The following is a 25,435-nucleotide window of genomic DNA, read 5'->3' as shown; positions in this document are numbered from 1 at the left end:
TCGAGCACGTCCTCGGTCTCGGGCGCGATGTCGGTCTGAGAGCCCGTCTTCGGCACCGACGAGTCGCCGACCTCGACCTTCTCGACGGTCGCGTTCGTGTCGGCGTCGGGCATGTCGCTACCCTGCTTGTGTTCGGTCACTGCATCCTCCGGGTATTGGTTTGGAGACCATCCAACCGTCCGCGCAGCCGATCGCTCCCCGTGGGCAGCTGAGACGAAAAGGCCCGCCGCGGCGAACCGGGCGGGCCGAGTCGATTGGAAGGATCCCTTGGGAGGGAGGCCGACTATCAGACGGGATGGCGGTCCTGCCAAGCCCTGGCATACCAGCCTATCAAGATGCCGATAGCCGCACTGAGGCAGGTGGCGACGAGCGGGTCCATCAATCCGACGCCCGCTCGACCGTGAACGGGATGATCGTCTCATTCCGCATGAGCGGCCACAGGTACTGGTGGACCACGTTGCACAAGTGATCCGCCCCCACGGGAGTGGTCCGCCCTTTAGTATGGCTTTCGAGCTCGGAGGACTGATCGATGTCGAGGAAGCGGCCCAAGCCCTGAGGAGATCGTCGCCAAGCTGCGACAAGCGGACGTGCTGATCGGCCAAGGTATGAGCGTGGCGGAGGTAGGCACGAAGACGGCCTACATTGCACCCGGGTCGCCGTGGGAGAACGGCTTCGTCGAGAGCTTTACCGCACGGCGACGCGACGAGCTGCTGGACGGGGAAATCTTCTACAGTTTGCGGGAGGCGCAGATTCTGATCGAGAGCTGGCGGCGGCACTACAACACTGTCCGTCCGCACGGCGCAGACCGCTGGCGCCAGAGGTCTTCCTGCCCGCCTTACCGCTTGGCCAGCTGCCCTCATCCCACCGGCTCCGCCGGCCAAGCGACCCGTGGAGCAAAGGCCAACCGTGCACTAACTCTACGCTTGGATCACCCCATGGGGGCAGATCAGACGGAAGAACCGGATCATCCGGCGGCGTTATGACGGGCATGGGCAGCGAGTCTGAAGGCTGAGGGCGGATGCCGCGCTACTTCTTCCACACGCATATCGGCGACGACGTGGTGGTCGACCCCGACGGCCGGGAGTTGGAGAGCCCGGATGCCGCCTGGGAGGCCGCCCGGGTGCTGGCGGTGCAGCTGCTCCAGGGCGCCGACAGCGATCCCGACCTGCTCAAGGCCGTGCTCTTCGTCGAGAACGAGGAGCAGGAGGTGGTACTGGAGTTCGCCCTGACCGAGGCGCTGATCGCCGAGCCGGTGCCCGACCCCGAGGGCGGCACCCTCCACTGACTGTATCGTTGTCCCGCGATAGAGCACGCAGGCGGACCATGCCGGCAGGAGCAGTCGGCTGGCGCAGGCTCGCTTGGCCGGTATCGTGACGGGATGCATCGTCCGACGCGGCAAGCCGGGCCGGAAAAGCGGTTGCCTTTCTCTGCATCCACACATACTTTGCAATACAAAGTTTGGAGGCAAGGGATGCGCGACCTCGACAGGGCGCTGGCCGACATCGGAGCGATCCGCCAGCAGCTCGCCGCCGGCACGGCGTTTCAGGGCTACGGCCCCACGGCGATCGCGCTGACGGGCGGCCTCGCCCTGGCCACAGCCGCCGCGCAAAAAATCTGGCTGGGCGAGGCGCCCGATCCGCTCGCCTTCTTCGCCGGCTGGATCGGCACCGCCTGCGTCGCGGTGCTCGCGGTCGGGAGCGAGATGCTGTGGCGCTCGCGCCGGCACCATTCCGGGCTGGCGGACGAGCTTCTCTACGGCGCCGTCGAGCGCTTCCTGCCGGCGGGCGTCGCCGGGGCGCTTCTCGGCGTCGTGCTGCTGCGCTTCGCGCCGGACCTGCTCTGGACGCTGCCGGGCCTCTGGCAGCTCCTCGTCAGCCTCGGCCTCTTCGCCTCCCTCAACACGCTGCCCGCCACGGTCCGATGGGCGGCAGCCTGGTACTTCGTGGCCGGCCTCGTCACGCTCGCCCTGGCGGCCGAGACGCGCGCGCTCTCCCCCTGGCTGATGGGGCTGCCTTTCGCCGGGGGCCAGCTTCTGCTCGCCGCCCTCCTCTACCGGGCCGAGCGCGGGGAGGCCGACCATGCCTGAGGCGCCGTTCTCCTACGAGGGACTCGACCGGGTCATGCACGAGCGGGCGCGGCTGAGCCTGCTCACCTCGCTCGCCGCGCACCGCAAGCCGCTGGCCTTCTCCGACCTGAAGCAGCTCTGCGGCCTGACCGACGGCAATCTCAGCCGGCACCTCCAAGTGCTGGAGGAGGCCGGGCTCGTCCGGATCGGCAAGGGCTACGAGGGCAAGCGCCCGCTGACCACCTGCGCGCTGACACCCGCCGGCCGCCAGCGCTTCGTCGCCTATCTCGCGGTGCTGGAGCAGGTGGTCCGCGACGCCGCCGAAGCGGCCCGCGGCGACGACCTCACCGAGAGCGGCGCGCCCGCATCCCTGAGACCCGCCTGATCGCGTCCGGTACGCCGGAGTTCGATCTCGCTCGCCTGGAGACTTTGCAATGCAAAGAATAATCGATGACGGAGCGCATGTCGGCATCATCATGGACGGGAACGGGCGCTGGGCCACGGCCCGCGGCCGGCCGCGTCTCGCCGGGCACGAGGCCGGGATCGAGGCGCTCCGGCGCGTCGCCGAGGCCGCGCCCGGACAGGGGATCGGCACACTCACGCTCTACGCCTTCTCCAGCGACAACTGGCGCCGGCCCGAGGCGGAGGTGGCGGGGCTGATGGCGCTGATGCGCCTCTACCTGCGCCGGGAGGCGAGGCGGCTGGCCGAAAGCGGGACGCGGCTCAGCGTGATCGGCCGGCGGGACCGCCTGCCGGAGGGCCTTGCCCGGGCGATCGGCCGGGCGGAGGCGGCGACGCGGATGGGCACGCGCCTGCACCTGCGGATCGCCATCGACTATTCCGGCCGGGACGCGATCCTCGCCGCCGCGCTCTCGGCCGCGTGCGACGGGCCGCTCACCCGCGAGGGCCTGTCGCGCCGCCTCGCCGACGGGGCTCCGGCACCGGACGTGGACCTCCTGATCCGCACGAGCGGCGAGCAGCGGCTCTCCGACTTCCTGCTCTGGGAGAGCGCCTACGCGGAGCTGCATTTCACGCCCCGGCTCTGGCCCGATTTCGGCGCCGACGACCTCGCCGAGGCCATGGCCGCGTTCCGCGCAAGGCAGCGCCGCTTCGGCGGCCTCCCGGCGGCCGCGTGAGGGGCGCGGCCATGCGCATCCTCCTCGTCAACGTACCGCATCCGGCGATCGGCAGCCGCATCCCGGACGACCACCTCCCGCCGTTGGGGCTGCTCGCGGTCGGCGGGCCGCTGATCGACGACGGCCACGAGGTCCGCCTCATCGACGGGGAGTTCGGGCCGATGTCCACCCTCGCGATCGTCCGCGAGGCGGTGGCGTGGCGGCCGCAGGCCGTGCTCTTCGGGCATTCCGGCTCGACCTCGGGGCATCCGGTGATCGCCGAGGTCGCCGCGGCGTTCGCGGCCGGGATGCCGGGGGTGCCCATCGTCTATGGCGGCGTCCACCCGACCTACCACTGGCGCGAGATCCTGGCCGCGGAACCGCACGTCACGGCGATCGTGCGCGGCGAGGGCGAGGAGACGGCCCGCCGCCTGATGGCCGCGCTCGCTACCGGCGCCGACATCGGAGCCATCCCCGGCATCGCCCATCGCCGGGACGGCCTGCCCCGGGCGACCGCAGCGGCCCCGGTGATCCGCGACCTCGACGCCTACCGGGTCGGCTGGGAACTCATCGATCACGCTCGCTACAGCTACTGGGGCGGCCTTCGCGCGGTGGTGGTGCAGTTCTCGCGGGGCTGCCCGCACCTCTGCAACTACTGCGGCCAGCGCGGCTTCTGGACCCGCTGGCGCCACCGGGACCCCGTGCTGTTCGCCCGCGAGCTCGCGCGGTTGCACCGGGAGCACGGCGTCCGGGTCGTGAACTTCGCCGACGAGAACCCAACCGTCTCGAAGCGGGCCTGGCGCACCTTCCTCGACGCGCTCATCGCCGAGCGGGTCGACCTGATCCTCGTCGGCTCGACGCGGGCCGACGATATCGTGCGTGATGCCGATATCCTGCACCTCTACAAGCAGGCCGGCTGGCAGCGCTTTCTCCTCGGGATGGAGAACACCGACGAGGCGACGCTGCAGCTCATCCGCAAGGGCGGCGCCACCCGCACCGACCGCGAGGCGATCCGCCTGCTGCGCGCCCACGGCATCCTGTCGATGGCGACCTGGGTCGTCGGGTTCGAGGAGGAGACCGACGCCGACCACTGGCGCGGCCTGCGCCAGCTCCTCTCCTACGACCCCGACCAGATCCAGATGCTCTACGTGACGCCCCATCGCTGGACGCCCTATTTCCGCCTCGCCGCCGGCCGCCGGGTGATCCAAGCCGACCGTCGGCGCTGGGACTACAAGCATCAGGTCCTCGCCACCCGGCACATGCCGGCCTGGCGGGTGCTGCTCTGGTTCAAGCTTACCGAGTTCGTCGTCCAGTCGCGCCCCAGGGCGCTCTTCCGCGTGCTGTTCCACCCAGACCGGGGCCTGCGGCACGCCATGCGCTGGTACACCGCCATGGGACGGCGGGTCTGGCCTCACGAGATCTGGACCTTCCTCTTCCGCGACCGGCGCCTGTCCGAGGGCCCGACCGTCGCGGAGTTCTGGGGCGCCCCGCAGGACGGCGAGGAGGAGGCGATGTCCGCGCACCCCGCGCGGCGGGACGACGCCGCGGCGGCGTAGGCTCGGCCCTGCCGCCATTGAAATCGGCGCCCCCCCGGAGCATATCGGCCCGCGATTCAGGACAACCCGGAGACGACGGCGTGAGCGAGACGGTGGAGCGGCACGAGTTCGGCGCCGAGGTCGGGCGCCTCCTCGACCTCGTGGTGCACGCGCTCTACTCGGACCGCGAGATCTTCCTGCGCGAACTCGTGGCCAACGCCGCCGACGCCATGGACCGGCGCCGCTTCGAGGCCCTGCGCGGCGGCGCGCCGGCCCTGCCCCCGGATGCCAAGGTGCGCCTCGTGCCCGAGAAGGAGGCGCGCACCCTCACGGTCTCCGATTCCGGTATCGGCATGTCGAAGGAGGAGCTCGGCCAGAACCTCGGCACCATCGCCCGCTCCGGCACCCGCGCCTTCTCGCAGACGCTGGCCACGGAGAAGCCCGCGGAGGGCGCCGAGGATACGCGCCCCAGCCTGATCGGCCAATTCGGCGTCGGCTTCTACGCGGCCTTCATGGTCGCCGACCGGGTCCGCGTGACCTCCCGCAAGGCAGGCGCCGAGGAGGCCTTCGCCTGGGAGTCCGACGGGCGCGGCGGCTACACCCTGGAGCCGGCCGAGCGGTCCGAACCCGGCACCGACATCGTGCTCCACCTGAAGGAGGATGCGGGCGAGTATCTCGAGAGCTACCGGCTCGAGCATCTCGTGCGCAAATGGGCCGACTTCATCACCGTGCCCGTCGCCATCGTGGCAGAGGGCAAGGAGGAGGCGGCCAACCAGGGCACCGCCCTGTGGCGCAAGCCGAAATCCGAGATCACCCCCGAGCGCTACACCGAGTTCTACCGCCAGACCGGCATGAACTTCGACGAGCCCTGGGCGACCCTGCACTGGCGGGCCGAGGGCGCGCTGGAGTTCACCGCGCTCCTGTTCATCCCCGGTGCCAAGCCCTTCCAGGCGATCGAGGGCGAGCGCGAGAGCCGGGTGCGGCTGCACGTGCGGCGCATGTTCATCACCGACGAGGCCGGGCTTCTGCCCTCCTGGCTGCGCTTCGTGCAGGGCGTCGTCGACACCGAGGACCTGCCGCTGAACGTCTCCCGAGAGATGCTCCAGGCGACGCCGGTGCTCACCAAGATCCGCCGGGCCGTCACCGGCCGCGTGCTCTCCGAGCTCGCCAGCCGGGCGAAGGACCTCGAAGGCGGCTACGCATCGTTCTGGGAGAACTTCGGCCCGGTCCTCAAGGAGGGCATCTACGAGGATTTCGAGCGCCGGGCGGAGATCGCCCCGCTGCTGCGCTTCCGCTCCTCGGCCGTCGAGGGCTGGACCTCGCTGCCCGACTACGTCGCCCGCATGAAGGACGGGCAGGAGGCGATCTACTACCTCGTCGCGGACGATGCCGAGGCCCTGAAGGGCTCGCCCCAACTCGAAGGCTTCAAGGCCCGCGGCATCGAGGTGCTGCTCCTCTCCGACCATGTCGACGCCTTCTGGCCCGAGCAACTCAACCGCTTCGAGGAGAAGCCCCTGCGCTCGGTGACTCAGGGCGGCCTCGACCTCTCAAAGTTCGCCCCCGAGGATAGCGAGGCCGAGGCGGCGCCGGGCATCGAGGCCCTCGTCGCGGCCGTGAAGGCGGCGCTCGCCGGCGACGTCTCGGACGTGCGCGCCACTGACCGGCTCGTCGACAGCGCCGTGGTGCTCTCCGCCTCGGGCAGCGGTCCCGATCTCCAGATGCAGCGCCTGCTGCGCCGAGCCGGACGCGGCGGCGCCGCCAGCCTGCCGGTGCTGGAGATCAACCCCCGCCACCCGCTGATCCGCCGCCTCGCGGGGCAGCCGGAGGCGGAGATCGGGCAAGCCGCCGGCACGCTCCTCGATCTCGCCCGCATCCAGGACGGCGACACGCCCCGCGATCCCGTCGCCTTCGCCCGCACGGTGGCCGCCGCGCTCGCCGAGCGCACGAACGGCTGATCGCGCGGCGGAGGGCCGGATGCGGATCCTGCTTCCGACTCTCTACGACACGCGGGGCGGCTCGACCCGCGTCCTGCTCGCCGCCGCGACGGCGCTGGCGGAGCGGCACGCCGTGACGGTGCGCGCCCCGCTCCCCGAGGCGCACGAGCGGACGCCCGCCGATTTTCCGTCGCAGCCCCTCGAAAGCCTCCCCGCGAAGCTCGCGGTGCTCCCCCGCCTTGCCGGCCTCGTCGCGCGGGAGACGCGGGCGCTGCGCCGCCTGCGGCCTGAGGTGATCCACGTCCACGACGAGCCGAGCCTCGCCGTCTACGGACTCGCCGCGCGCGCCCTGCGGCCGCGCCCGTTCGTGCTCTGGCACCTCCACGCGCCGACCGGCGGAGGCCGGGCCGCACCGCTTCTGGCGCGGCTGGCCGATGCCTGCATCCTCCTCGGCCCCCACGCCGAGGCGCCGGGCGGCCTCCCCGCGCGGGTGGTGCGCAACCCGTTGCCGCGTCCCGTCCGCCGCGAGGCGCCGTCTCCGGCCCTGCCCGGCCTCGCCGTCGTCGGCGCGCTCACCCATCGCAAGGGCCAGGACCGGGCGCTGGAGGCCTTCGCCGTCTTCTGCCGCCGTCCGGGGACGCAAGACGCCCGGCTAACCCTGATCGGCCCTGCCCTCGATCTCGCCTTCGCGCAGGCGCTACGGGACCGCGCCGCCGCGCTCGGCCTGGCGGACCGGGTGGTTCTGGCCGGGGAGCGTCCCGCGGATCGGGCCTTCGAGGGCGTCGGCCTCGCCCTGTTTCCGTCGCGGGCCGAGATGCAGCCCCTGGCGCTGGCGGAAGCGATGGCGCGCGGCCTGCCCGTCGTCGCCTCCGACATCCCCGCCCACCGCGCCATGCTGACGGAAGCCGGCGCCGATCCCGCCGCCCTCGCCGCGCCGGAGCCCGAGCGCTTCGCCGACGCGATCCTGAGCGCGGCGCGGCAGCCTCCGCCGCCGGACCTCGCCGAGCGCGTCGCCGCCCTTCACGCACCGGACCGCTTCGCGGCCGATCTCGAAGCCGCCCTCGCCGCCCTGGTTCCGCCAGAGAGAAACGCCGGCTTGTGAACGGCCGCCGCCTCTGCTACGCACCCCCGTCCTCGTCGAGGCACCTCGCGGAGAGGTGGCAGAGCGGTTGAATGCACCGCACTCGAAATGCGGCATGCCTGCAAGGGCATCGGGGGTTCGAATCCCTCCCTCTCCGCCACTCCGATCCGTGACGCACACCATGGATTGTCCTTTTTGGGTGGGTTCCTGACCTCGATTTCAGCATCTTTTGTCAGTCGGAATAAGCGTCATTGATCAATCGACGCTTATCCGCGCGATTCCCGCAGCTGTCATTCGGCAAATCCCAATCGGCAATTGCGAGCTGGTATGGCCGAACGCTCTAGCTCGCGATGAGACCTTAAAGACGCAGCTTACCTGTACGTTTTTGAGAACTCGTGGCTGTGGTACGACCCAAGGAACTGCTAGTCCGGGTTTGACACCGGCCCTTACTCGGTCAAACTCATGCTGAACGCAGACAGGGAATGAGCCGTGCCGTCGCTCGACACCTTTGATGTTTCGGAGCGACGCCGTGAGAGAGAGTGCGCCCGGCAGGATGATCTCGCGCGGATCGCGCACGGCGTAGACACGCCCGCGCTAGTGCGCGAACGCAACTTCCTGTTTTCGGCGCTTGATCCCAAGCGCGCTCGTTTGATCGGCCGCATACGACGCATCCGCCTCGACGATTAGCGACCGGCTGAAGAGCGATCCATACTCGACACCTTTTTCGACCTCCGTCGCGAATACCGAGGTCGGAACGCTGCGTCGCTCTCTCGGCTTGAGGGCAGCCGCCACACCCGGCGCATCAGTCGAGATCCAGGGTCGTTTCCGTGTCGTCGTGCTGCGTGAGCTACGAGATCTTCACCGGCGCGGACGACGCGATCGATATCTCCGTGACGACGACCAGCGGCCTCTCTGTCCGCCGACGTGATCTGACCTCGCACGCGGAGGCCTGCGCGGCATTGCAGGATCTGCGTGTCATTCTCGCCGCCCTGGGCCGAGACCTCGTCCTGACTGGCGGTCCAGTCTTGGCGTGATCACGGATCAACTGACCGTATTCGCATCTATCAGCGCTTCGTCTTGAAATCGACGGATCCGCCACCGATCTGCCGACTGCGCCTGCGGTTGGGCGCTCTACGGAGAAGATCATGCCGCACCACGACACCACCGCCCTTTCGGGCGTCATCAAGCACGTCTTCGCGCATCGTTTCACCCTGGAGGCCCAGGGCGAAACCCATCTGGCCGATCTCGGCCCGAAGGGCGCAGAAGCCTTCTCACTCTCGCCGGGTCTGCCCGTGACCCTGGAGGGCGAACGACGCCCGTCCGAGATCAAGGTCACCCGGATCGAGACCTCGGGCCGCGAGCCCGTGCTCATCGAGCATAAGAAGCCGAACCACGCTCCGGGCCATAAGCACGCTGACGCTCCGGCCGACGTGAATGTCGTCCTCGCCGCTGCGAGGAAGGGTGGCTGGGAACCCAAGGGCGAGGCGCGCAAGAAGCCTAAGCACTTCGAGGTGCTGGCGCGCCAGGGCCAGGGCCCGTGGACGGAACTCCACATCGACTTCGCGGGCGCGATCTACAAGCAGAAGCCTGCCGACGCCGAGAAGTGGTCGCTCGCCGCCTGAGCACCGACGTGGGCTGTCGACCGGCGGCCCCCTCGTCGGATCGCTCCGACAAACCTGACGATCCTGGCAATTGGTCGGCGCGATCGTCCAAAGGAAGAGGGCCTCGGCGATAAGCCGAGGCCCTTTCCAGTCCATGAGACGCCTCGCAGTAATCAGTACGACCGCGAGGTCGTCGTGGTCGATGTGGCCGCTCCCGTCGAGGTCGGGACGGTGGTGGGAGTCGTGTCGCGGTTCGCGCGGTGATGGCCGATAGCGCAACCCGCAGCGGCCCCGGCGACGCCATGGCCGACCATGTGACCGGCCAGACCACCCACGACAGCGCCCTTCAGGCAGCCCCTGGCTTCGGCCTGTCCGAGGCCGGCGACGGCGGTGAGAGCAACAACAGAAGCAATCGTCAGCGCACGCATCGCGTATCTCCAAGTTGAGATTTCGGCACCCAACGTGCTGCTGCGACGTTCCGTTCGCTCACGCTTTAGCGAGCCGCCGTCTCGGTCCGGCGGCGCGGATCTCGGAGGACGCTGAGCAATAGCAGTATCCGAACCCTGACCTTCGTCGGTTCACGCGAGCGACGAAGGTTTGCCGGCAAGATCGCTCAGACGTGATCCCGTCGATTCGGCGATATCGGGGTCCCGCTTGTTCCTGGGGTCGCGCCTTGAGCGCCTTCCGGTCACTTGGCCGGAAAGAAGAACCAGAGGACACTGCCATGGCGAACAAGCATCCAGGTGCCGATCACCACCACAAGGCTGCCGAGCATCACGAGCACGCCGCTCGTCACCACCGCGAGGCCGCCAAGCACCATGAGGGTGGTCATCACGAGAAGGCCGCCCACCACGCGCACAGCGCCCAGGGCCACGCCCACTACGCGACGCACCACGGCTCCGAGGCGAGCAAGCACCACGCCGAACACCACGGCAAGGGCGCGTAAGCGCTCCTCGATACAGGGTCAGGTCCCCGTGTCGCGGGGGTCTGCCCCCCCGGAACGCCTCAATCGCTCACGGCAACGTTAGATCACGCCCGGATCGATCTCGACCGCACCTCGTTGCGTGCTGTGAAGCTTGGGAGATCAGAGGATGCGTCCGGCCCGTCGACCGACACCCCTTCGATACGCCACCGCAGAGAGCATCCTCATCGTGCCGCAAAGATCCGACCTGCGCGCGGTCAACGACAATGCTCTACCCGACAGAGCCGCCCTGATCATCGTCGTGATCGGTCAAGTCAGCGCGGCGATCGCCAGCATCAGCGGGATCGTCGCGGCCGCATTGATGCTCGTTCGCTGACGATTCACGTCGCGACGCCGCATGCTGGTCCGCGCCGTCGGGGGTACAGGCCCGTCGAGCGCGGACGGTCCGCTGCTCTGGTAGACCCTAGGATACAGCGCTGGCCCTCGTTAGGCATTCGTCGCGTCCAGCGCTCCGCGCGCATTGCGTCGGATAACCTGTGGCGGTTGCCCGAACGCTCGAAGGAACGCCCGACGCATCCGATTGCGATCCGCAAAGCCGGTCTGGTCGGCGACGGCATCGATGGGATGCCGGCTGCGCTCCATGAGCACGCGCGCGGCCTCGACGCGCAGGTTCTCGACCGCCTTGGCCGGCGACTGGCCGGTTTCGGCATGGAAGACGCGGCTGAACTGGCGTGGGCTGAGATGCGCAGCCTCCGCCAACTCCTCGACCGAGAGCGGGCGGTCGAGATTCTGCTTGGCATAGGTCAGGGCCGCCTGGATGCGGTCCGACTTCGCATCGAGGTCAAGCAGGGTCGAGAACTGCGACTGGCCACCCGCCCGGCGATGGTAGAGTACGAGCTTCTTGGCGATCTCCTTCGTCACCTCGTGGCCGAGATCCGCCTCGATCAGGGCGAGCGCGAGGTCGATGCCGGCGCTCATGCCCGCCGACGTCCAGATCGGGCCATCGTTGATGAAGATGCGATCTACGTCGGCCGAGCACTTCGGGAACCGGTTCCGCAACTCGCGTGCATGCATCCAGTGTGTCGTCGCCCGCCGTCCATCGAGCAGGCCGGCCTCTCCGAGGACGAAGGCTCCCGTGCAGATCGCCGCGACGCGCCGAGCCTGTGAGGCTGCGCGCTGGACGAGGGCGATCAGGCCCGGCGACGACGGGCGTACGACCGTACCACCGCCGATGACGAGGGTGTCGTAGGGCGTGTCGCCGAACGCCTCCGTCTCCACGTTCATGCCGGCCGACGTGCTGACGGGACCTCCGTGCTCGGAGATGAAGTGGATGTCGTAGGTCGTTTCGTCCGCCGCGAGGTTCGCGACTTCGAAGGCTGGCACGGCTGCCAGAGCCATCATCGAGTAGCCGGGATAGACCACGAAGCCGACGCGCTGCATCCTCGCCTCCTATGTCCTAAATCGACGCAACTATGACATTTGCGCCGCACAAGGGCAACGGTAGCTTCCTCCCATTAGACGCCGCCGACCGGTGGCGCGAAGGAAGAGGAGAACGACGATGACTTCCCAAACCAATCAGGGCCTCGCCGTCGTGACCGGCGCATCCGCCGGCATCGGCGCGATCTACGGCGACCGTCTCGCCAAGCGAGGGTATGACCTCCTGCTGGTCGCCAGGAACGGCGAACGCCTGCAGGCCCTGGCCGACCGCTTGACCCACGAGACGGGGCGCAAGGTCGAGGCCTTTACTGCCGACCTGAGCCGGAAGGACGATCTCGCGCGTCTGGAGGCTCGCCTGCGCGAGGACGCGAGCATCACCATGCTCGTCAACAATGCCGGCATCGGCTCCGTCGCATCGATCCTGGAAGCCGACGTCGAGACGATGGACGCGATGATCCAACTCAACATCACCGCGCTGACCCGCCTGACCTACGCGGTCGCTCCTGCTTTCGTGGCGCGCGAAGCGGGGACCATCGTCAACATCTCGTCCGTCGTCGGCATCGCCGTCGAGATGCTCAACGGCGTCTACAGCGCGTCCAAATCCTACGTCCTCAGCTTCGGCCATTCGCTGCAGAAGGACCTCGCGGACAAGGGCGTGCGCGTCCAGACCGTGCTACCCGGCGCGACGGCCACCGAGTTCTGGGATGTGGCCGGCTACGCGGCACAGAAGTCGTCCGCGATCACGATGTCGGCGGCCGATCTGGTCGACGCGGCGTTGGCCGGTCTCGACCAGGGCGAGCACGTCACCATCCCGGGCCTGCAGGACGTCGACGACTGGACGCGCTGGGAGGCGGATCGCCGGGCGATCTCCGCCAAGTTCGGCAACGCCAAGCCCGGGCCGCGCTACGGACTTGCGACGGCGAACGCGGCCTGAATTTGGGGATCCTCCATGCCGTACCTACAGCTCGACGTCATCGGCCCGCATTCCGCGGCCTCCAAGAAGCACCTGGCGGCGCAGATGAGCCAGGCCTATGCGGAGATGATGTCGGTCGACGTCAGGCGAATCAGCGTCGCCATCCGTGAGCTCGGCGAGGGCGGCGTGTAGCGGATACAGGAGGCCGGCAGCGAGCCGGTGCCGGTCTCCGTGATGATGCTGGACATCCGGAAAGGGCGCTCGGCGGAGTTACGGATGGCGGTCGCCAAGGCGCTGTGCGCCCACTGCATCGAGATCCTCGGCCTGCGCGAGGATCGCCTCAACGTGGAGTTCACGCAGCATTCCGGCGACGAGATGTATCACCCTGCCCTCGGGGGCTATAGCCCCGAGTGGTCGCCGGACGAACGGTGACCCATCAGGCGCGATACCGGGCGCAGCAGACGCCCGTTCTCGACCTTGGCCTCGGTCGGGCGTCACAGCCGACCGAACCCCAGTCATTGGGATCTGAAGCACCGTAGCCCAGGGAGCACCATATGCCATTCGCCCGGATCGATCTCGCCAAGGGCAAGTCCGCCGAGTACCGCCGAACGATCGGCGAGGTCATCTACAACGCCATGCTCGAAGCCCTGAACGTGCCCAAGGATGATCGCTTCCAAGTCATCAACGAGCATGAGCCGGATAACTTCGTCATCGACCCGAGCTACCTCGGGATCGAGCGGACGGGAGACTGTGTCGTCATCCAGATCACCCTCAACGCGGGGCGCGGGGTGGAGCAGAAGCGGAGCTTCTACAAGGCCGTGGCGGACGGCCTGCACGAGCGCCTGGGTCTGCGCCGTGAGGATGTGTTCATCAGCCTCGTCGAGGTCACCAAGGAAAACTGGTCGTTCGGCAACGGCGAGGCGCAGTACGCTACCTGATCGAAGTTCGCGGGCGCGCCCGGTGTTGATGCGCTCTCTGTCGCGACCAGCAGCGCGCCCGCGATCGCGAGCAGCATCCCCAGGGCGCGCTTGGCCGTCATCGGTTCGCCGAGGACGAGCACACCGAGGATCGCCCCGCCGACGATAAACATGCCGTAGACCGGGACGACGATGCTCGCCGGCCCGAGCGGGAGCCCCTTGAGGAGGAACCCCGCCCGCGACCGTGGGCGCGGTACCGGTCGCGTCGGCGTACAACGCACCGGGCTTCAAGAAGTCTGCGCCTATCTTCCCGACGAAGGATCCGCCGATTCACGCATTCGGCACGGCGGCGACGGCTACCCTTGAGGTCGCGGTGGCCAGCACCGCGAAGGCGTTCAAATCGCCTGTGCGGGTCGCGAGCTTCACCATCAGTGTCACGGTCGAGTACCGGGCCCGCAGCATCACACCGCGCATCGCCCGGCGCCGCATCGAGAGTCGCGAACACTTGGGACGCTACCGCTGGATCGTGGAGCGCGCCCTGGCGTAGCTGGCTCGCTTCCGTCGCCTCGCTATCCGCCACGAGCGGCGCGCCGACCTCCACCTCGCCTTCACGACGCTCGCCTGCGCCCTCATCTACCGATCTCAGGCCAAACGGTTTTGTCCCTCACTCTTAGGGGCAGTCCTTCCCTCTCCGCCACTCCGATCGCGACCGGCCACCGACATGACATCGGAAGCCGGCCCTCGCGCTTCTTCTTCGGCGCGTCTCGGCGGATCTCAGCAGCCCGGTCCGGGCGCTATTGCGGCGTCGGCGCGGGAGCCGGCGGGGAGGCCGGAGCCTCTGTCGGGACGGCCGGCGGGGCCGCGCTCACGGTCTCGGTCGGCTTCGTCAGCTCCGGGTAGGCCTCGACGAGGTGGGCGCCGTTGAGGGGCTTGCTCTCGCCGTTGTGGCAGGTGGTGCAGTTCACCTTAGGCACGTCGCCCAGCGCTCCGAGACGGTTCGGCGGGAAGGTCGAGAGCAGCGGCTCGAGGTAGTTGCCGTTGAGGTCGCGCACCATCCGGATGCCGTGCCAGGCGGTGGTCCGCTGCGGCGTGCTCTGCGACCAGTTCGAGATCGCCCGCGTGTTGTGGCAGTAGGTGCAGTTGACCCCGAGCGCCTCCGACATGTGGATCATCAGGCCGTAGGTCTTCTCCGCGTCCTGGATCGGCTTGCCCTTGGTGGTGGGCAGGGCCGTGGTCGCGTTCACGCGGATGGCGTTGTTGTCGACGTCCTTGTCGGCGAGATAGGCGGTGAGGGTGTCGTAGGGCAGCGAGGACAGACCGACGGAGGGCGCGGCCAGGTTCTGCCCGTTGTTGCGGGCGATGAAGCCGCCGGGCCGGGTGGGCCCCGGATCGGTGAACCAGATGTTGGCCGGCACCGGCTGGCCGCGGTGGCAGGTGAAGCAGGTCACGCCGGTGCCGCCGACGTGCTTCTCCTTCCAGGTGCTGTTGATGTGCTGCGTCATCTGCAGCATCCGCCGGGCGACCTTCTTCTGGTAGAGGCTGTCGTCGGCCATGTTCTCGGTATTGTGGCAGTAGGTGCAGCCCTGCTGCGGGCTGACCCACTCGGTCATCGAGACCATGAGCCGGTTGAACTCGTTGACCGTCACGTCCTTGAGGACCTGGACGTTCTCGTAGGTCTTGCCGGCGAGCTCGTCGCCGGGCTCCGCCGGGTCGGCGGCCGCGGGCGCCACGTTGGCCTCTCGCGTCTCCGCGACGCCCTTGCGGGTGTGGACCTGGGCCATCGCGGTGCCGCGATAGCCGTTCTGCAGGGTCTCCAGCGGCGGCCGCACCCAGCCCGAGGTCACGAGCATCGCGACCGTGAGGAGGGCCGCGGCGACGACCCCGGCGAGGACGGAGATGGTCTTCATGGCGCGCTCCCCGGAAGGCTGGTGGGCGACACGCTCAGCGGATCGACCACGGGCGGGTAGACCTGCGGATAGGACGGGGCGACGCCGTGCTTGACCGCCCAGAGGTACCAGTTGTCGACGACCGTGCCCGTGAGCAGGATGCCGATGCCGCCGGTGAGCGTGGTCAGCACCGCGAACCACCAGGCCCAGCGGTGGACCGACTCCATCGTGGCGTTGAAGCCCATGGTCCAGCGCCAGAACAGGGCGGCGCGCTCGGTGGCGGTGCCGCGGTCGACGATCTGGTCGATCTCGCGCTCCCCGCCGTAGCGGCTCACCGCCAGGATCGTGCCGCCATGCATCGCGAAGAGCAGCGTCGACCCGTAGAGGAAGACGATCGAGAGCATGTGGAACGGGTTGTAGAAGAGGTTGCCGTAGCGCAGCGAGAAGGCGGCGGTCCAATCGAGGTGCGGGAAGATGCCGAAGGGCACCGCCTCGCTCCACGAGCCCATCAGCAGCGGCCGGATGAAGCCCAGCACCAGGAACAGCCAGATCGCGGAGGCGAAGGCCCAGGGCACGTGGTAGCCGAGGCCGAGCGCCTTGGCCCGCCGGAACAGGCGCAGCCACCAGAGCAGCACCGAGGCGGTGAGGAAGAAGCCGGCGATCAGCCACCATCCGCCCTCGGCGAGCGGGGGCAGGATCTTGAGGCCGTATTGCGGGCGCGGCGGCTCGAGCGCCAGCCAGGGGAGCTGGCGCACGAACTGGACCGGGTCCCAGTTCACGCTCGCCCACATATTGAGGCCGATGATCTCGAAGGCGATCAGGCCGCAGGCGAAGGAGAGCGCGCCGAGATACCCGACATAGATCGGGCCGACCTGCGCGTTGCCGATGAGGCCGAACAGGTAGGAGTTGAACGGCTTGCCCCAGCGCTGGTCGACCTCGACCGGGATCCCGTGCTCCGGGCTGACGGGGCGGACCTGCACCTCGGAGAAGATGTTCTGATAGTAGGCCATGGTCACGGTCTCCTCATCCGAAGTCAGCGCCAGACCGGGAGATTGAGCCACCAGCCCCACCACTCGGGCCAGCCGCGGGTCCAGAAGGGCCCGCTGATGACGATGCAGACGGCGCTCCAGAACCCCGCCGACAGCGCCAGGAACAGGCCGAGGCGGTGGATGCCGAGCGTGCCGATCGAGTAGCCGATGGTGTCGCGGAAGAAGGTGTCCTCGTGCTCGGGCGTCTTCACCACCTCGCCCTTGCCGGGGTTGGTGGAGGACAGGATCAGCGCGCCGTGCAGCGAGAGCGCCAGGGTCGTGGTGAAGAAGAAGCTCACCGCGAGCATGTGCGCCGGATTGTAGTGGAAGTGCAGGTACTGATATCCGGTGTTCGAGACCCAATCGAGATGGGAGAGGATGCCGTAGGGGAAGCCGTGCCCCCAGGCGCCCATCAGCAGCGGCCGGATCACCACCAGCGTGACGTAGGCGAAGATCGCCACCGAGAAGGCGAAGGGCACGTGGTAGCCGATGCCGAGCTTGCGGCAGATCTCGACCTCGCGCAGCGCCCAGGACGAGAACGCGCCCACCGCGCAGAAGGTGATGATCTGCCAGAGGCCGCCCTCCTTGAGCGGCGCCAGCGCCAGCCCGTACTTGAGGTCGGGGGGCGCGATGTTGATCTGCCAGATGTTCCAGGTCGGGCCGAGGGATGCGCCGTAGACGATCAGCGCCGTGCCCAGCACCGAGAAGAACAGCGTCGTGACCCCGAAGAACCCGACGTAGAAGGGCCCGACCCAGAAGTCGAACAGGTCGCCGCCGATCAGCGTGCCGCCGCGGATGCGGTACTTGCGCTCGAAACTCAGCATCGCCATCGCAACCTCCCGGATCGACCGTCCGATGTCCGATGGATGGCCGACGGGCGGCATGTCGCCGGCCCGCCGATCATCCGTGCTTGGGGTGCCGCGCCGCTCAGGCCGGCATCTGGGGCAGGACCAGCGTCTGCGCATTCGCGGCGCGCGGGGCCTTGGGACCTTCCAGCCAGTTGAACCGGTCCGTGCTGAGCAGGATGAAGTGGATCAGCAGGGCCAGGATGAACAGGAAGGTGAACAACGCCACGAGGGTGCGGCGCGGATCGAAGAGAAGCCAGATCTTGTACATGATGAGCCTCCTCAGGTGAGCAGGGAGACGACGCCCTGGGCCGCCGTCTCGAGGGCGGCGTAGCCCTTGGGTCCGGGAAGCCACGGACGCCACATCCAGACGAGGATGTGCGCGACCACGGCGATCGCCGTGAAGATGAGGAAGCTCGTCAGGAAGATCGCGTGGAACTCCTTGGCTTCCGGTTCCGTCAGCCCGGACAGGCTGCTCGGTCTCTCAACAATGCCATTGGCCATTGCTTCAAACCTCCTCTTCGACGTGCCGGGCCCGCGTCTGCGGGTGCGGCGGGTGTCGCCGGACCCGCGCCGGGAGCGCGGGCTCGGCCTTCCGTCCCGCCCGGCCGGACGGGAGCTCGCTCGGGGGTGGCACAGGCGCCCCGAGCCGAGGGCGCGTCACCCCGTGGATTCAGCTCATGAGTTCAGCCCATGAACACGAAGGGGATGGCCGAGACGGCCATCGCCCGCGCCTCCGCGAAGACGGAGCGCCGCCGCTGCGGCATCGCGCTGCGCGCCTGGGGGATCGTGCGCTGCACCAGGGCGGCGACGAGGAAGAACGGGTAGGTCGAGGCCAGGATGATCCGGAACTGGATCGCCTCTTGATGCAGGCGCGACGCCGGGTTCAGCGAACGGTGCATGGGATCACTCTCCTCCTGACGTTGCGCGGCGGGACGCCTCCGGTCCGGGACGCGGGGACCGGCATCGGCCGGGCGGCGCCGCGCCGCTCTGGCCGGAAAGGAAGGGGCGCCGGCGCTCACGCGGCGGCTCCGTAGCTGGCCTCGGCGCGGGCGCGCTCGACGTGGTCGAGGCCGACGCGGGCGCTGCCCGCCCCGCGCGCCGCCCGTTCCGCGGCATCGCGCAGGCGCTTGGCCGCCGAGATGCGCACCAGGACCGGATGGGCCTCGACGAGGGCGTCGAGGCGCGCGCGGGCCGGCTCGTCCCAGGGTAGCTCCCGATGCAGGCGGCCCGGCGTCGCCTCCACCGCGTCGAGGTCGCGGGCGAGCGGCAGGATGTGGAAGAGCATGTCGAAGAGGGCGTTGCAGACCTCTTGGACGAGGTAGGTCGCGCCGGAGAATCCCATGAAGGGCGTGCCCGTGTGGCGCCGGATGATCGCGCCGGGGAACGAGGCCGGCACGAACACCGCGCGGGCCCCGGCCTCGGCCGCGTACATCCGCTCGTTGAACGAGCCGAACAGCACGAGCGGCGGGTTCTTCGCGATGAGGTCACGGATCGTCGCGTTGTCGGTCTTCGCGCCGGCCTTGCGGGCGACGGCGAAGTGGCAGGGCAGGCCCATCTCCTCTTCGAGGAAGTGCCGGACGCCCCGCGCGTAGGTCTCGGAGGCCACGATGCCGAAGCTCGCCGTGCCGAAGAAGTCCTGCGTCACCGAGCGCCACAGGTCCCAGACCGGCTTGATCGTGGTGTGCTTCTCCCGCTCGATGAACGGCTCGGGATCGAGGCCCAGCGCCTCCCCGAGCGCCCGCAGGAAGCGCGTCGTCGAGTGGATGCCGATCGGGGCCTGGAAGTAGGGGCGCTCCAGGGCCTCGCAGAGCAGCCGCCCGAACTCGCGGTAGAGGCAGATGTTGGCGTCGGCGTTCACCAGGGCCGACACGTCGGCGAGGTGCGAGCCGAGGGGGAAGACGAGGTTCACCTCGGCGCCGATGCCCTCGACGAGGCGGCGGATCTCGGCGAGGTCCGAGGGCATGTTGAAGGTGCCGTAGGCCGGGCCGATGAGGTTGACGCGGGGCTTCACGCCCTCCTTGCGCGCCGGTCGGGCCGGGATACCCCTCTTGGCGAAGCGCCGGGCGCCGTGCTCGTTCCAGAGCCAGGCGAGCGCCCGGTCGGCGGCCTGCCACTGGTCCTCGTCGATGGTGCGCGGCAGGAAGCGCTGGAGGTTGGTGCCCTCCGGCGTCACGCCGCCGCCGATCATCTCGGCGATGGAGCCGGTGACGACGACGCTCGGCTGCGTCGGATCGAGGGTGGCGTGCGCCCGCTTCATCGCGGACTCGGTGCCGTGGCGGCCGAGCTCCTCCTCGGCCAGCCCCGTGACGACGATGGGCAATTCATGCGGGGGCAGCGCGTCGGTGTAGTGCAGCACCGAGGTGACGGGCAGGTTCTCGCAGCCCACCGGCCCGTCGATGACGACCTGCAGCCCCTTGATGGCGGTGAAGACGTAGACGGCGCCCCAGTAGCCGCCGGCCCGGTCGTGATCGAGGACGAGCATCAGGCCATCTCCCCGATCGGATCGTGGACGGGCTTGCCCCGGACGGCGGAGGCCACCGCCTGGCGGCGCTTCGGCACGTCCTCCCAGATCCCGGCGGCATGGCCCTCGCCGACCCCGTCGAAGAAGGTGCGCATGGCGTCGAAGCGCCCGCGGTTGCCGAGGGCCGCGTTGACGACCTTGGCGAGAGAGCCGGCGCCCGCGACGCCCATCAGCGGCCGGGCCGAGATCAGGTTGGTGAAGTACAGGGCCGGGATCGCCATGGACTTGGCCGCCTGCACCACGGGTGTGGTGCCGATGGCGAGGCCCGGACGGAACTCGGCGAGCGCCGAGAGATCGTCCTCGAGGGAGGCGCGGAAGCGCACCGCGACGCCGCGGGCCTCCAGCCAGTCGCGGTCCGCCTCGGACCAGGGCGTGCGCGGACAGGCGGTGCCGACGTAGCGCAGGTCCGCCCCGCTCTCGACGAGGAGGCGCCCGACCAGAAGCTCGGAGCCCTCGTAGCCGGAGAGCGTGATGCGGCCGGCGATCGGGTTTGCCGCGAGCGCGCCGCCGATCGCCGGCAGGACCCGGTTCTTGGCGGCCTCGACGGTGGCGCGGGGCACGGCGCAGGCCTCGCCGATGCGGTCGAGCCAGTCGGCGGTGCCCTCGCGGCCGACGGGAGCGGAGCCGACGACGGGGCGCCCGGCGGCCTCGAACTCGCGGATCGCGGCGGTGTAGAACGGATGGATCGCCGCCACCGCCGCGCAGTCGAGCGCCGCGTAGAGCTCGCGCCATTCCCGCGTCGGCACCACGGGGCCGGCCGCCAACCCGAGGGGTTCGAGGAGGCCGCCGATCACCACCGGGTCGGCGGGGAACATCTCGCCGAGCAGCGTCACCGTCGGGCGCCCGTCCCGGCCCGTGCGCGGGGCCTGGACGGGACCCTGCTCGGCCTCCGTGCGGGCGAATTTCAGCATCGCGCCGGCGAGCACGTCCTTGGCCTCGGCATGGGTCGGCACGCCGAAGCCCGGCACGTCGATGCCGATGATGCGCACGCCGTCGATCTGCTTGGGCAGCAGGCGCAGCGGCACGCCGGAGGCGGTGGGCACGCACAGGTTGATGACGACGACCGCGTCGTAGTCGGCGGGGTCGGCCACCTGGAAGACCGCCTCGCGGATGTCCTCGAAGAGCTTGCCGGTGACGAGCGTCTCGGAGTTGAAGGGCACGTAGCCCACGCTCCGCTTCGCGCCGTAGAAGTGCGAGGTGAAGGTGAGGCCGTAGACGCAGCAGGCGCTACCCGAGAGGATCGTCGCCGTGCGCCGCATCCGCAGGCCGACCCGCAGCGACCCGAAGGCCGGGCACATGCTCTGGGGCTGGTCGTGGGGACCGGCCGGATAGTCCTTGGCGTAGCGGTCGAGCGTCTCGCTGAGGCCGGCGGCCTCGGCGGCCGCCCGCATCGCGTCCTTGCCGGCATGGCAGCCGAGCCCGTCGCCCTTCACGGCGGCGAGGTTCACCACCTCCGCCGGAGCGGCGAGCGTCGAGACCGGCCGCTCCTTGCGGGCCCGCAGATCGGCGATGTCGAGGGTGACGGCCATGGCGCGTCAGACCTCGTCGTACACGACTTCGAGGGACGGCTTGGCGACCTGGGCCGTCCCGCACATGTCCTCGAAGGTGGCGGGCTCGAGCACCACGTTGCGCCCGGTGCTCTCGCTGGAGAACAGGCCGAGCAGCCCATCCTGGCTCAAGGGCTGCGGATGGTTCGGCAGCGCCTCGGCGACGCTCGAGGCCAGCCCCGCGAAGAGATCGCCCCAGCGCCCGTCGGGCTTGCCGATGATCTCGTAGCTCGCGCTCTTGCGGCGGATGTCCTCATCGGCCGGGATCGAGGCCAGGACCGGGATCCCGACCGCGGCGGCGAAGGCCTGCGCCTCGCCGGTGCCATCGTCCTTGTTGATGACGAGGCCACCAACGCCGACATTGCCGCCGAGCTTGCGGAAATACTGCACCGCCGAGCAGACGTTGTTGGCGACGTAGAGCGACTGCAGGTCGTTCGAGCCGACGACGATGACCTTCTGGCACATGTCGCGGGCGATCGGCAGGCCGAAGCCGCCGCAGACCACGTCGCCGAGGAAGTCGAGCAGGACGTAGTCGAAGCCCCACTCGTGGAAGCCGAGCTTCTCCAGGAGCTCGAAGCCGTGGATGATGCCGCGCCCGCCGCAGCCGCGCCCGACCTCGGGGCCGCCGAGCTCCATGGCGTAGACGCCGTCGCGCTTGAAGCAGACGTCGCCGATGGCGACCTGCTCGCCCGCGAGCTTCTTCTTCGTCGAGGTCTCGATGATGGTCGGGCAGGCGCGGCCGCCGAACAGCAGCGAAGTGGTGTCGCTCTTCGGGTCGCAGCCGATGAGCAGCACCTTCTTGCCCTGCTGGGCCATCATGTAGCTGAGATTGGCGAGCGTGAAGGACTTGCCGATGCCGCCCTTGCCGTAGATCGCGATGATCTGCGTCGCCTTGGCGGCCACGGTCGGCACCGGATCGGGCTCGATGCCGGCCTCGGTCCGCAGCGCCTCGGAGGCCTTCAGGGCCGCGCCGCTCAGCTGCATGTTCATGCCGCTCTCCAATCCAGGATCATCTTGAGGCACCCGGCGTCGCCGAAGGCCGTGCGGTAGGCTTCCGAGGCGTCCCCGGCCGGGCGCCGATGCGTGATCAGGCCGTCGAGGGAGAGGCGGCCCTGGCCGATCAGCCCCACGGCCGCGGTCAGGTCCTCGGGCCGCCACTGCGCGGCGACGCGGATACGGGCCTCGCGCAGGAAGGCGGGGGCGAAGTCGAAGCCGAGCCGGGCCTCGTAGAAGCCCGCGAGCACGATCTCGCCGCCGGGCGCGAGCCGGGCGATCCCCTGGTCGAGGATCGCCGCGTCGCCGCTGACGTCGAGGATCGTGGCGTAGTCGCGCCGCTCGTCCGCCTCGTGTGCGGCGACGGCGTAGGCCCCGGCGCCGCCCCTCCGGACCGGGTTCGTCTCCCAGACGTTCGGCGCCCCGCCGAGCGCACAGGCGATGCGGGCGACGAGGCGGCCGAGCACCCCGTGCCCGACGACGAGAAGGGGCTTGGCGAGATCGAGCCCCGCCAGGGCGTGATGGGCGGTGGCGGCGAGCGCGATCAGCGTGCCGCGCTCGGCGAGATCCGGGTCGATGGGGACGAGTCGGGGCCCGGCGCTGACGAGATGCGAGGCGGCGCCTCCGAACAGACCGCGGATCGCGCCGAAGCAGCGGGCGCCCGGCACGAACACCGTCTGACCCGCCCGCAGGCCGGACTCAGGCCCGGCCTCGACGACCTCGCCGACGGACTCGTAGCCCGGCACCAGCGGGTAGCCCATGCCGGGAAAGTCCGGCATCCGGCCGGACCAGAGCAGGCGCTCCGTGCCGGTGCTGATCCCGCTCCAGCGGACCGCGACCACGGCGTCCGCCGGCATCGGCGGATCGAGCGCCACGCTCTCGAGACCGATCCGCTCAGGGCGACGGAGGACGACGGCTTGGGCAATCATGACGCCTGTCCTCCCTTCCCGACGATTCGATCCGTGCAGGTCCGGACCTTGAGTGTCATCCTAGATGGACACTTACATACGTCAAGTATGACTTACATTTATGTGTGTCTCATCGAGTTGACACCACGACGCGCGTCAGCAGAGGCCGGCGGGTGGCGACCTCGCGGACGTGCCGGAAGCCGGCCTCCCGGAGCATCGCGGTCAGCTCGGCCACGGTCCGGCAGCGGCCGCTGCCCATGGCCAGGAGGTAGAGGCTGAAATACGCATCGGTGACGGGCGCGGCGCCGGGCGTGCCGCTCATCGGTTCGGCCAGGATCAGGACGCCCCCCGGCGGCAGGGCCTCGAAGGCGGCGCGCAGGAGCGTGTGCACGGCGCCGTCGTCGTGGTCGTGCACCACCCGCACCAGGCTGATCGCGTCGGCGTCGCGGGGAAGCGGATCGGTGAGGAAGCTGCCACCGACCACCCGCGCCCGCTCGCCGAGGCCCTCGCGGACGAGATGTGCCCCGCCGCGTTCGGCGACCGCCGGCAGGTCGAACAGCGTCACCCGGAGTCCCGGCGCCGCCCGCCCGGCGGCCGCCAGGAAGGCGCCCTCCCCGCCGCCGACATCCATGAGGCTGCGGTGGCGCCGCAGCGGATAGGCCTCGAGGATGTCCTCGGCGATCAGCGCCTGCGAGGCGGCCATCAGGCCGCCATAGGGGGCGACGGCCTCCGCCGTCAGCCCGGCCGCGTCCCCCTTTGCGTAGGGCCAGTAGCCGGCAAGACGTGTCGGCCCGGCCTCCCCGCGCAGGAGCGCGACGGGATCGCGCAGGTCGTCGTAGAGCAGGGCGTGGTGCTCGATCATCCGGTCGATGGCGGGGTTGCCGATCAGGGCCGCGCCGAGATCGGCCAGCGCGTAGCGGCCGTCCGGAAGGGGCGCGACGAGGTCGAGGGCGGCGGCGGCCTTGAGCAGGCGCGCGGCCGCCGCCGGGGCCAGCCGCATCCGCGCCGCCAGCGCCTCGGCCGCGACGGGCCCGTCCGCGAGGAGGTCGAACAGGCCGAGGCGCACGCAGGCGAACAGGGTCTGCGAGTAGGTGAAGCCCGCGCAGAGATCGAACAGCGCGCGGGTGTTCGCCCGCGCGATGCGCCGGGTGGGAAGGAAGCCGGCGGCCCAGCGCTGGAAGCGCGGATCGGCGATCGTCCGGGCTCGGAAGGCCCGCCATCGGGCGCGCCAGTCGCCTGCCTGTCGCAGGGGCCGGTCTCCGAGCGCGGCGCCCCGCGCCACCTCAGGCCAGCTCCCGGGCGAGGCTTTCCGGCAGGAACAGCCGCGTCTGCGCCGCGATCTCGGCGCGCAGCGCCTCGGCGCCGGGACAATCGGGGATCACCTCCATCGCCTCGCGCACCAGCCGCTTCAGCCGCGCCATCGCGCCGCCCATGCCGAGGAGCGCGGCGGCGTTCGGCCGGCCGAGGGTCGAGTCGCGGCCGACGGGCTTGCCGACCTCCTCCTGGCGGCAGGCGACGTCGCGCAGGTCGTCGGCGACCTGATAGGCCTCCCCGAGGCACTCGCCGAGAAGCCGCCAGGGCAGCGACGGGACGCCGGCCGCCGCCGCCCCCGTCACCGTGGCGGCGGCGAACAGGGCGCCGGTCTTGGCCTGCTGGTACTCGGTGAGCGCCACGGTCGGCTCGGATTCCCACGCCTGCCCGGCGACGATGCCGGCGGGCGCGCCGACCGCGCGGGCGACCAGCCCGACGAGCGCGGCGAGCCGGTTCGGGCTGCGCGCGGCGCCCCGCGCCAGGGTCTCGAAGGCCGCCACGATCAGGGCGTCCCCGGTCAGCACCGCGAGCGGCTCGCCGAAGGCGGCGTGGACCGAGGGCTTGCCCCGGCGCAGGGGCGCATCGTCGAAGCAGGGCAGGTCGTCGTGGACCAGGGAGGCGCAATGCAGCAGCTCGATCGCCGCCGCCGCCGCGTCGGAGGTGCGGCAATCGTCGTCGCCGCAGGCCCGCGCCACCGAGAGGCAGAGCCGGGGACGGATGCGGTGGCCGCCGGGAAAGACCGCGTAGCGCAGCGCCTCGGCGAGGCGCGGCGGCGCTCCGGGCGCCTCCAGATGGGCGACGGCGGCGTCGAGCGCTCCCTCGATGCGACGGTTGGCGTCCATGACGGCATCCCTCCCGTGTCACTTGTTGTTG

30 protein-coding genes, 1 tRNA gene and 3 pseudogenes are annotated in these 25,435 nt (G+C 70.0%); 19 read left to right on the top strand and 15 right to left on the bottom strand.

Going from position 1 to position 25,435, the window contains the following annotated elements:
* Positions 1-611: 611 nt before the first annotated feature.
* The 12 genes and pseudogenes from MFF04_RS01690 to MFF04_RS01635 form a co-directional block, all read left to right on the top strand.
* Positions 612-983: pseudogene (locus MFF04_RS01690) on the top strand (integrase core domain-containing protein); the annotation flags it as partial.
* Between the two features lie 35 nt (positions 984-1,018).
* Positions 1,019-1,285, top strand: coding sequence for a DUF6894 family protein (locus tag MFF04_RS01685; protein WP_238273756.1), 267 nt, complete (start codon positions 1,019-1,021; stop codon positions 1,283-1,285).
* Between the two features lie 186 nt (positions 1,286-1,471).
* A complete protein-coding gene (locus MFF04_RS01680) occupies positions 1,472-2,086 on the top strand; it encodes a hypothetical protein (RefSeq protein WP_238273755.1) in 615 nt (204 codons plus the stop codon).
* The gene (locus MFF04_RS01675) at positions 2,079-2,450 is read left to right on the top strand and encodes a winged helix-turn-helix domain-containing protein (RefSeq protein ID WP_238273754.1); all 372 of its coding nucleotides are present in this window, start codon (positions 2,079-2,081) and stop codon (positions 2,448-2,450) included. Before MFF04_RS01680 ends, MFF04_RS01675 begins: the two co-directional genes overlap by 8 nt.
* Positions 2,451-2,499: 49 nt before the next feature.
* The gene (locus MFF04_RS01670; protein ID WP_238273753.1) at positions 2,500-3,201 is read left to right on the top strand and encodes a di-trans,poly-cis-decaprenylcistransferase; all 702 of its coding nucleotides are present in this window, start codon (positions 2,500-2,502) and stop codon (positions 3,199-3,201) included.
* An 11-nt stretch (positions 3,202-3,212) separates the two neighbouring features.
* The gene (gene bchE, locus MFF04_RS01665) at positions 3,213-4,736 is read left to right on the top strand and encodes a magnesium-protoporphyrin IX monomethyl ester anaerobic oxidative cyclase (protein ID WP_238273752.1); all 1,524 of its coding nucleotides are present in this window, start codon (positions 3,213-3,215) and stop codon (positions 4,734-4,736) included.
* 80 nt (positions 4,737-4,816) lie between these two features.
* Positions 4,817-6,670, top strand: coding sequence for a molecular chaperone HtpG (gene htpG / locus MFF04_RS01660; RefSeq protein ID WP_238273751.1), 1,854 nt, complete (start codon positions 4,817-4,819; stop codon positions 6,668-6,670).
* Between the two features lie 19 nt (positions 6,671-6,689).
* A complete protein-coding gene (locus MFF04_RS01655) occupies positions 6,690-7,751 on the top strand; it encodes a glycosyltransferase (RefSeq protein ID WP_238273750.1) in 1,062 nt (353 codons plus the stop codon).
* Between the two features lie 49 nt (positions 7,752-7,800).
* Positions 7,801-7,890 (top strand) — tRNA-Ser (locus tag MFF04_RS01650).
* 329 nt (positions 7,891-8,219) lie between these two features.
* The gene (locus MFF04_RS01645) at positions 8,220-8,417 is read left to right on the top strand and encodes a hypothetical protein (protein WP_238273749.1); all 198 of its coding nucleotides are present in this window, start codon (positions 8,220-8,222) and stop codon (positions 8,415-8,417) included.
* Between the two features lie 155 nt (positions 8,418-8,572).
* The gene (locus tag MFF04_RS01640; RefSeq protein WP_238273748.1) at positions 8,573-8,764 is read left to right on the top strand and encodes a hypothetical protein; all 192 of its coding nucleotides are present in this window, start codon (positions 8,573-8,575) and stop codon (positions 8,762-8,764) included.
* A 111-nt stretch (positions 8,765-8,875) separates the two neighbouring features.
* The gene (locus MFF04_RS01635; RefSeq protein WP_238273747.1) at positions 8,876-9,352 is read left to right on the top strand and encodes a hypothetical protein; all 477 of its coding nucleotides are present in this window, start codon (positions 8,876-8,878) and stop codon (positions 9,350-9,352) included.
* Between the two features lie 152 nt (positions 9,353-9,504).
* Here MFF04_RS01635 and MFF04_RS01630 read toward each other — a convergent pair whose 3' ends face one another.
* Complete coding sequence (locus MFF04_RS01630; protein WP_238273746.1) at positions 9,505-9,759, bottom strand: hypothetical protein; 255 nt, start codon at positions 9,757-9,759, stop codon at positions 9,505-9,507.
* A gap of 296 nt (positions 9,760-10,055) precedes the next feature.
* Between MFF04_RS01630 and MFF04_RS01625 the strand changes: the two genes are divergently transcribed.
* Together MFF04_RS01625 and MFF04_RS01620 are read left to right on the top strand one after the other, a co-directional pair.
* On the top strand, positions 10,056-10,277 hold the full coding sequence (locus MFF04_RS01625) for a hypothetical protein (RefSeq protein ID WP_238273745.1): 222 nt from the start codon (positions 10,056-10,058) through the stop codon (positions 10,275-10,277).
* A 145-nt stretch (positions 10,278-10,422) separates the two neighbouring features.
* Positions 10,423-10,629: a hypothetical protein gene (locus MFF04_RS01620; protein ID WP_238273744.1), complete on the top strand. Its 207-nt coding sequence runs from the start codon at positions 10,423-10,425 to the stop codon at positions 10,627-10,629.
* Positions 10,630-10,739: 110 nt separating this feature from the next.
* Here the strand turns inward: MFF04_RS01620 and MFF04_RS01615 are convergent, their stop codons facing one another.
* The gene (locus MFF04_RS01615; RefSeq protein ID WP_238273743.1) at positions 10,740-11,693 is read right to left on the bottom strand and encodes a GlxA family transcriptional regulator; all 954 of its coding nucleotides are present in this window, start codon (positions 11,691-11,693) and stop codon (positions 10,740-10,742) included.
* Positions 11,694-11,811: 118 nt separating this feature from the next.
* On the opposite strand from MFF04_RS01615, the gene MFF04_RS01610 reads away from it, so the two are divergent.
* The 4 genes from MFF04_RS01610 (at position 11,812) to MFF04_RS01595 (ending at position 13,541) form a co-directional block, all read left to right on the top strand.
* The gene (locus tag MFF04_RS01610) at positions 11,812-12,624 is read left to right on the top strand and encodes an SDR family NAD(P)-dependent oxidoreductase (protein WP_238273761.1); all 813 of its coding nucleotides are present in this window, start codon (positions 11,812-11,814) and stop codon (positions 12,622-12,624) included.
* Positions 12,625-12,639: 15 nt separating this feature from the next.
* On the top strand, positions 12,640-12,795 hold the full coding sequence (locus tag MFF04_RS01605) for a tautomerase family protein (protein WP_238273742.1): 156 nt from the start codon (positions 12,640-12,642) through the stop codon (positions 12,793-12,795).
* Positions 12,796-12,879: 84 nt separating this feature from the next.
* Positions 12,880-13,035, top strand: coding sequence for a hypothetical protein (locus MFF04_RS01600; protein ID WP_238273741.1), 156 nt, complete (start codon positions 12,880-12,882; stop codon positions 13,033-13,035).
* Between the two features lie 122 nt (positions 13,036-13,157).
* Positions 13,158-13,541 carry a tautomerase family protein gene (locus MFF04_RS01595; RefSeq protein ID WP_238273740.1) on the top strand — a complete coding sequence of 128 codons (384 nt, stop codon included), beginning with the start codon at positions 13,158-13,160 and terminating at the stop codon, positions 13,539-13,541.
* A gap of 53 nt (positions 13,542-13,594) precedes the next feature.
* On the opposite strand, the pseudogene MFF04_RS22015 reads toward MFF04_RS01595, so the two are convergent.
* Positions 13,595-13,801: pseudogene (locus MFF04_RS22015) on the bottom strand (DMT family transporter); the annotation flags it as partial.
* Between the two features lie 161 nt (positions 13,802-13,962).
* Between MFF04_RS22015 and MFF04_RS01590 the strand changes: the two are divergent.
* Positions 13,963-14,184: pseudogene (locus MFF04_RS01590) on the top strand (transposase); the annotation flags it as partial.
* Between the two features lie 130 nt (positions 14,185-14,314).
* Here MFF04_RS01590 and pufC read toward each other — a convergent pair.
* The 12 genes from pufC to MFF04_RS01530 form a co-directional block, all read right to left on the bottom strand.
* On the bottom strand, positions 14,315-15,427 hold the full coding sequence (gene pufC / locus MFF04_RS01585; RefSeq protein ID WP_238273739.1) for a photosynthetic reaction center cytochrome PufC: 1,113 nt from the start codon (positions 15,425-15,427) through the stop codon (positions 14,315-14,317).
* Entirely contained in the window at positions 15,424-16,416 is a 993-nt protein-coding gene (gene pufM / locus MFF04_RS01580) for a photosynthetic reaction center subunit M (protein WP_238273738.1), read from the bottom strand. Before pufM ends, pufC begins: the two co-directional genes overlap by 4 nt.
* A 23-nt stretch (positions 16,417-16,439) precedes the next feature.
* The gene (pufL, locus tag MFF04_RS01575; RefSeq protein WP_238273737.1) at positions 16,440-17,264 is read right to left on the bottom strand and encodes a photosynthetic reaction center subunit L; all 825 of its coding nucleotides are present in this window, start codon (positions 17,262-17,264) and stop codon (positions 16,440-16,442) included.
* 97 nt (positions 17,265-17,361) lie between these two features.
* The gene (pufA, locus tag MFF04_RS01570) at positions 17,362-17,550 is read right to left on the bottom strand and encodes a light-harvesting antenna LH1, alpha subunit (protein WP_238273736.1); all 189 of its coding nucleotides are present in this window, start codon (positions 17,548-17,550) and stop codon (positions 17,362-17,364) included.
* Positions 17,551-17,561: 11 nt separating this feature from the next.
* Positions 17,562-17,783, bottom strand: a complete 222-nt coding sequence (pufB, locus tag MFF04_RS01565) for a light-harvesting antenna LH1, beta subunit (protein ID WP_238273735.1) — start codon at positions 17,781-17,783, stop codon at positions 17,562-17,564.
* Between the two features lie 182 nt (positions 17,784-17,965).
* Positions 17,966-18,181, bottom strand: a complete 216-nt coding sequence (locus tag MFF04_RS01560; RefSeq protein WP_238273734.1) for a hypothetical protein — start codon at positions 18,179-18,181, stop codon at positions 17,966-17,968.
* A gap of 116 nt (positions 18,182-18,297) precedes the next feature.
* The gene (gene bchZ, locus MFF04_RS01555) at positions 18,298-19,764 is read right to left on the bottom strand and encodes a chlorophyllide a reductase subunit Z (protein WP_238273733.1); all 1,467 of its coding nucleotides are present in this window, start codon (positions 19,762-19,764) and stop codon (positions 18,298-18,300) included.
* Positions 19,764-21,332 carry a chlorophyllide a reductase subunit Y gene (bchY, locus tag MFF04_RS01550; RefSeq protein ID WP_238273732.1) on the bottom strand — a complete coding sequence of 523 codons (1,569 nt, stop codon included), beginning with the start codon at positions 21,330-21,332 and terminating at the stop codon, positions 19,764-19,766. The genes bchZ and bchY overlap by 1 nt, the downstream gene beginning before the upstream one ends.
* A 6-nt stretch (positions 21,333-21,338) precedes the next feature.
* A complete protein-coding gene (locus MFF04_RS01545; protein ID WP_238273731.1) occupies positions 21,339-22,340 on the bottom strand; it encodes a chlorophyllide a reductase iron protein subunit X in 1,002 nt (333 codons plus the stop codon).
* Positions 22,337-23,272, bottom strand: a complete 936-nt coding sequence (gene bchC, locus MFF04_RS01540; RefSeq protein ID WP_238273730.1) for a chlorophyll synthesis pathway protein BchC — start codon at positions 23,270-23,272, stop codon at positions 22,337-22,339. The genes MFF04_RS01545 and bchC overlap by 4 nt, the downstream gene beginning before the upstream one ends.
* 109 nt (positions 23,273-23,381) lie before the next feature.
* The gene (locus MFF04_RS01535) at positions 23,382-24,533 is read right to left on the bottom strand and encodes a methyltransferase (protein ID WP_238273729.1); all 1,152 of its coding nucleotides are present in this window, start codon (positions 24,531-24,533) and stop codon (positions 23,382-23,384) included.
* Position 24,534: 1 nt separating this feature from the next.
* On the bottom strand, positions 24,535-25,404 hold the full coding sequence (locus MFF04_RS01530; RefSeq protein WP_238273728.1) for a polyprenyl synthetase family protein: 870 nt from the start codon (positions 25,402-25,404) through the stop codon (positions 24,535-24,537).
* Positions 25,405-25,435 lie beyond the last annotated feature (31 nt).

It is taken from the genome of Methylobacterium jeotgali, from assembly GCF_022179345.1.
In the GTDB taxonomy this organism is placed as follows: Bacteria; Pseudomonadota; Alphaproteobacteria; order Rhizobiales; family Beijerinckiaceae; genus Methylobacterium; species Methylobacterium jeotgali.
Note: the sequence above shows the minus strand (reverse complement) of the source record. Positions and strands in the feature narration are given on the sequence as shown.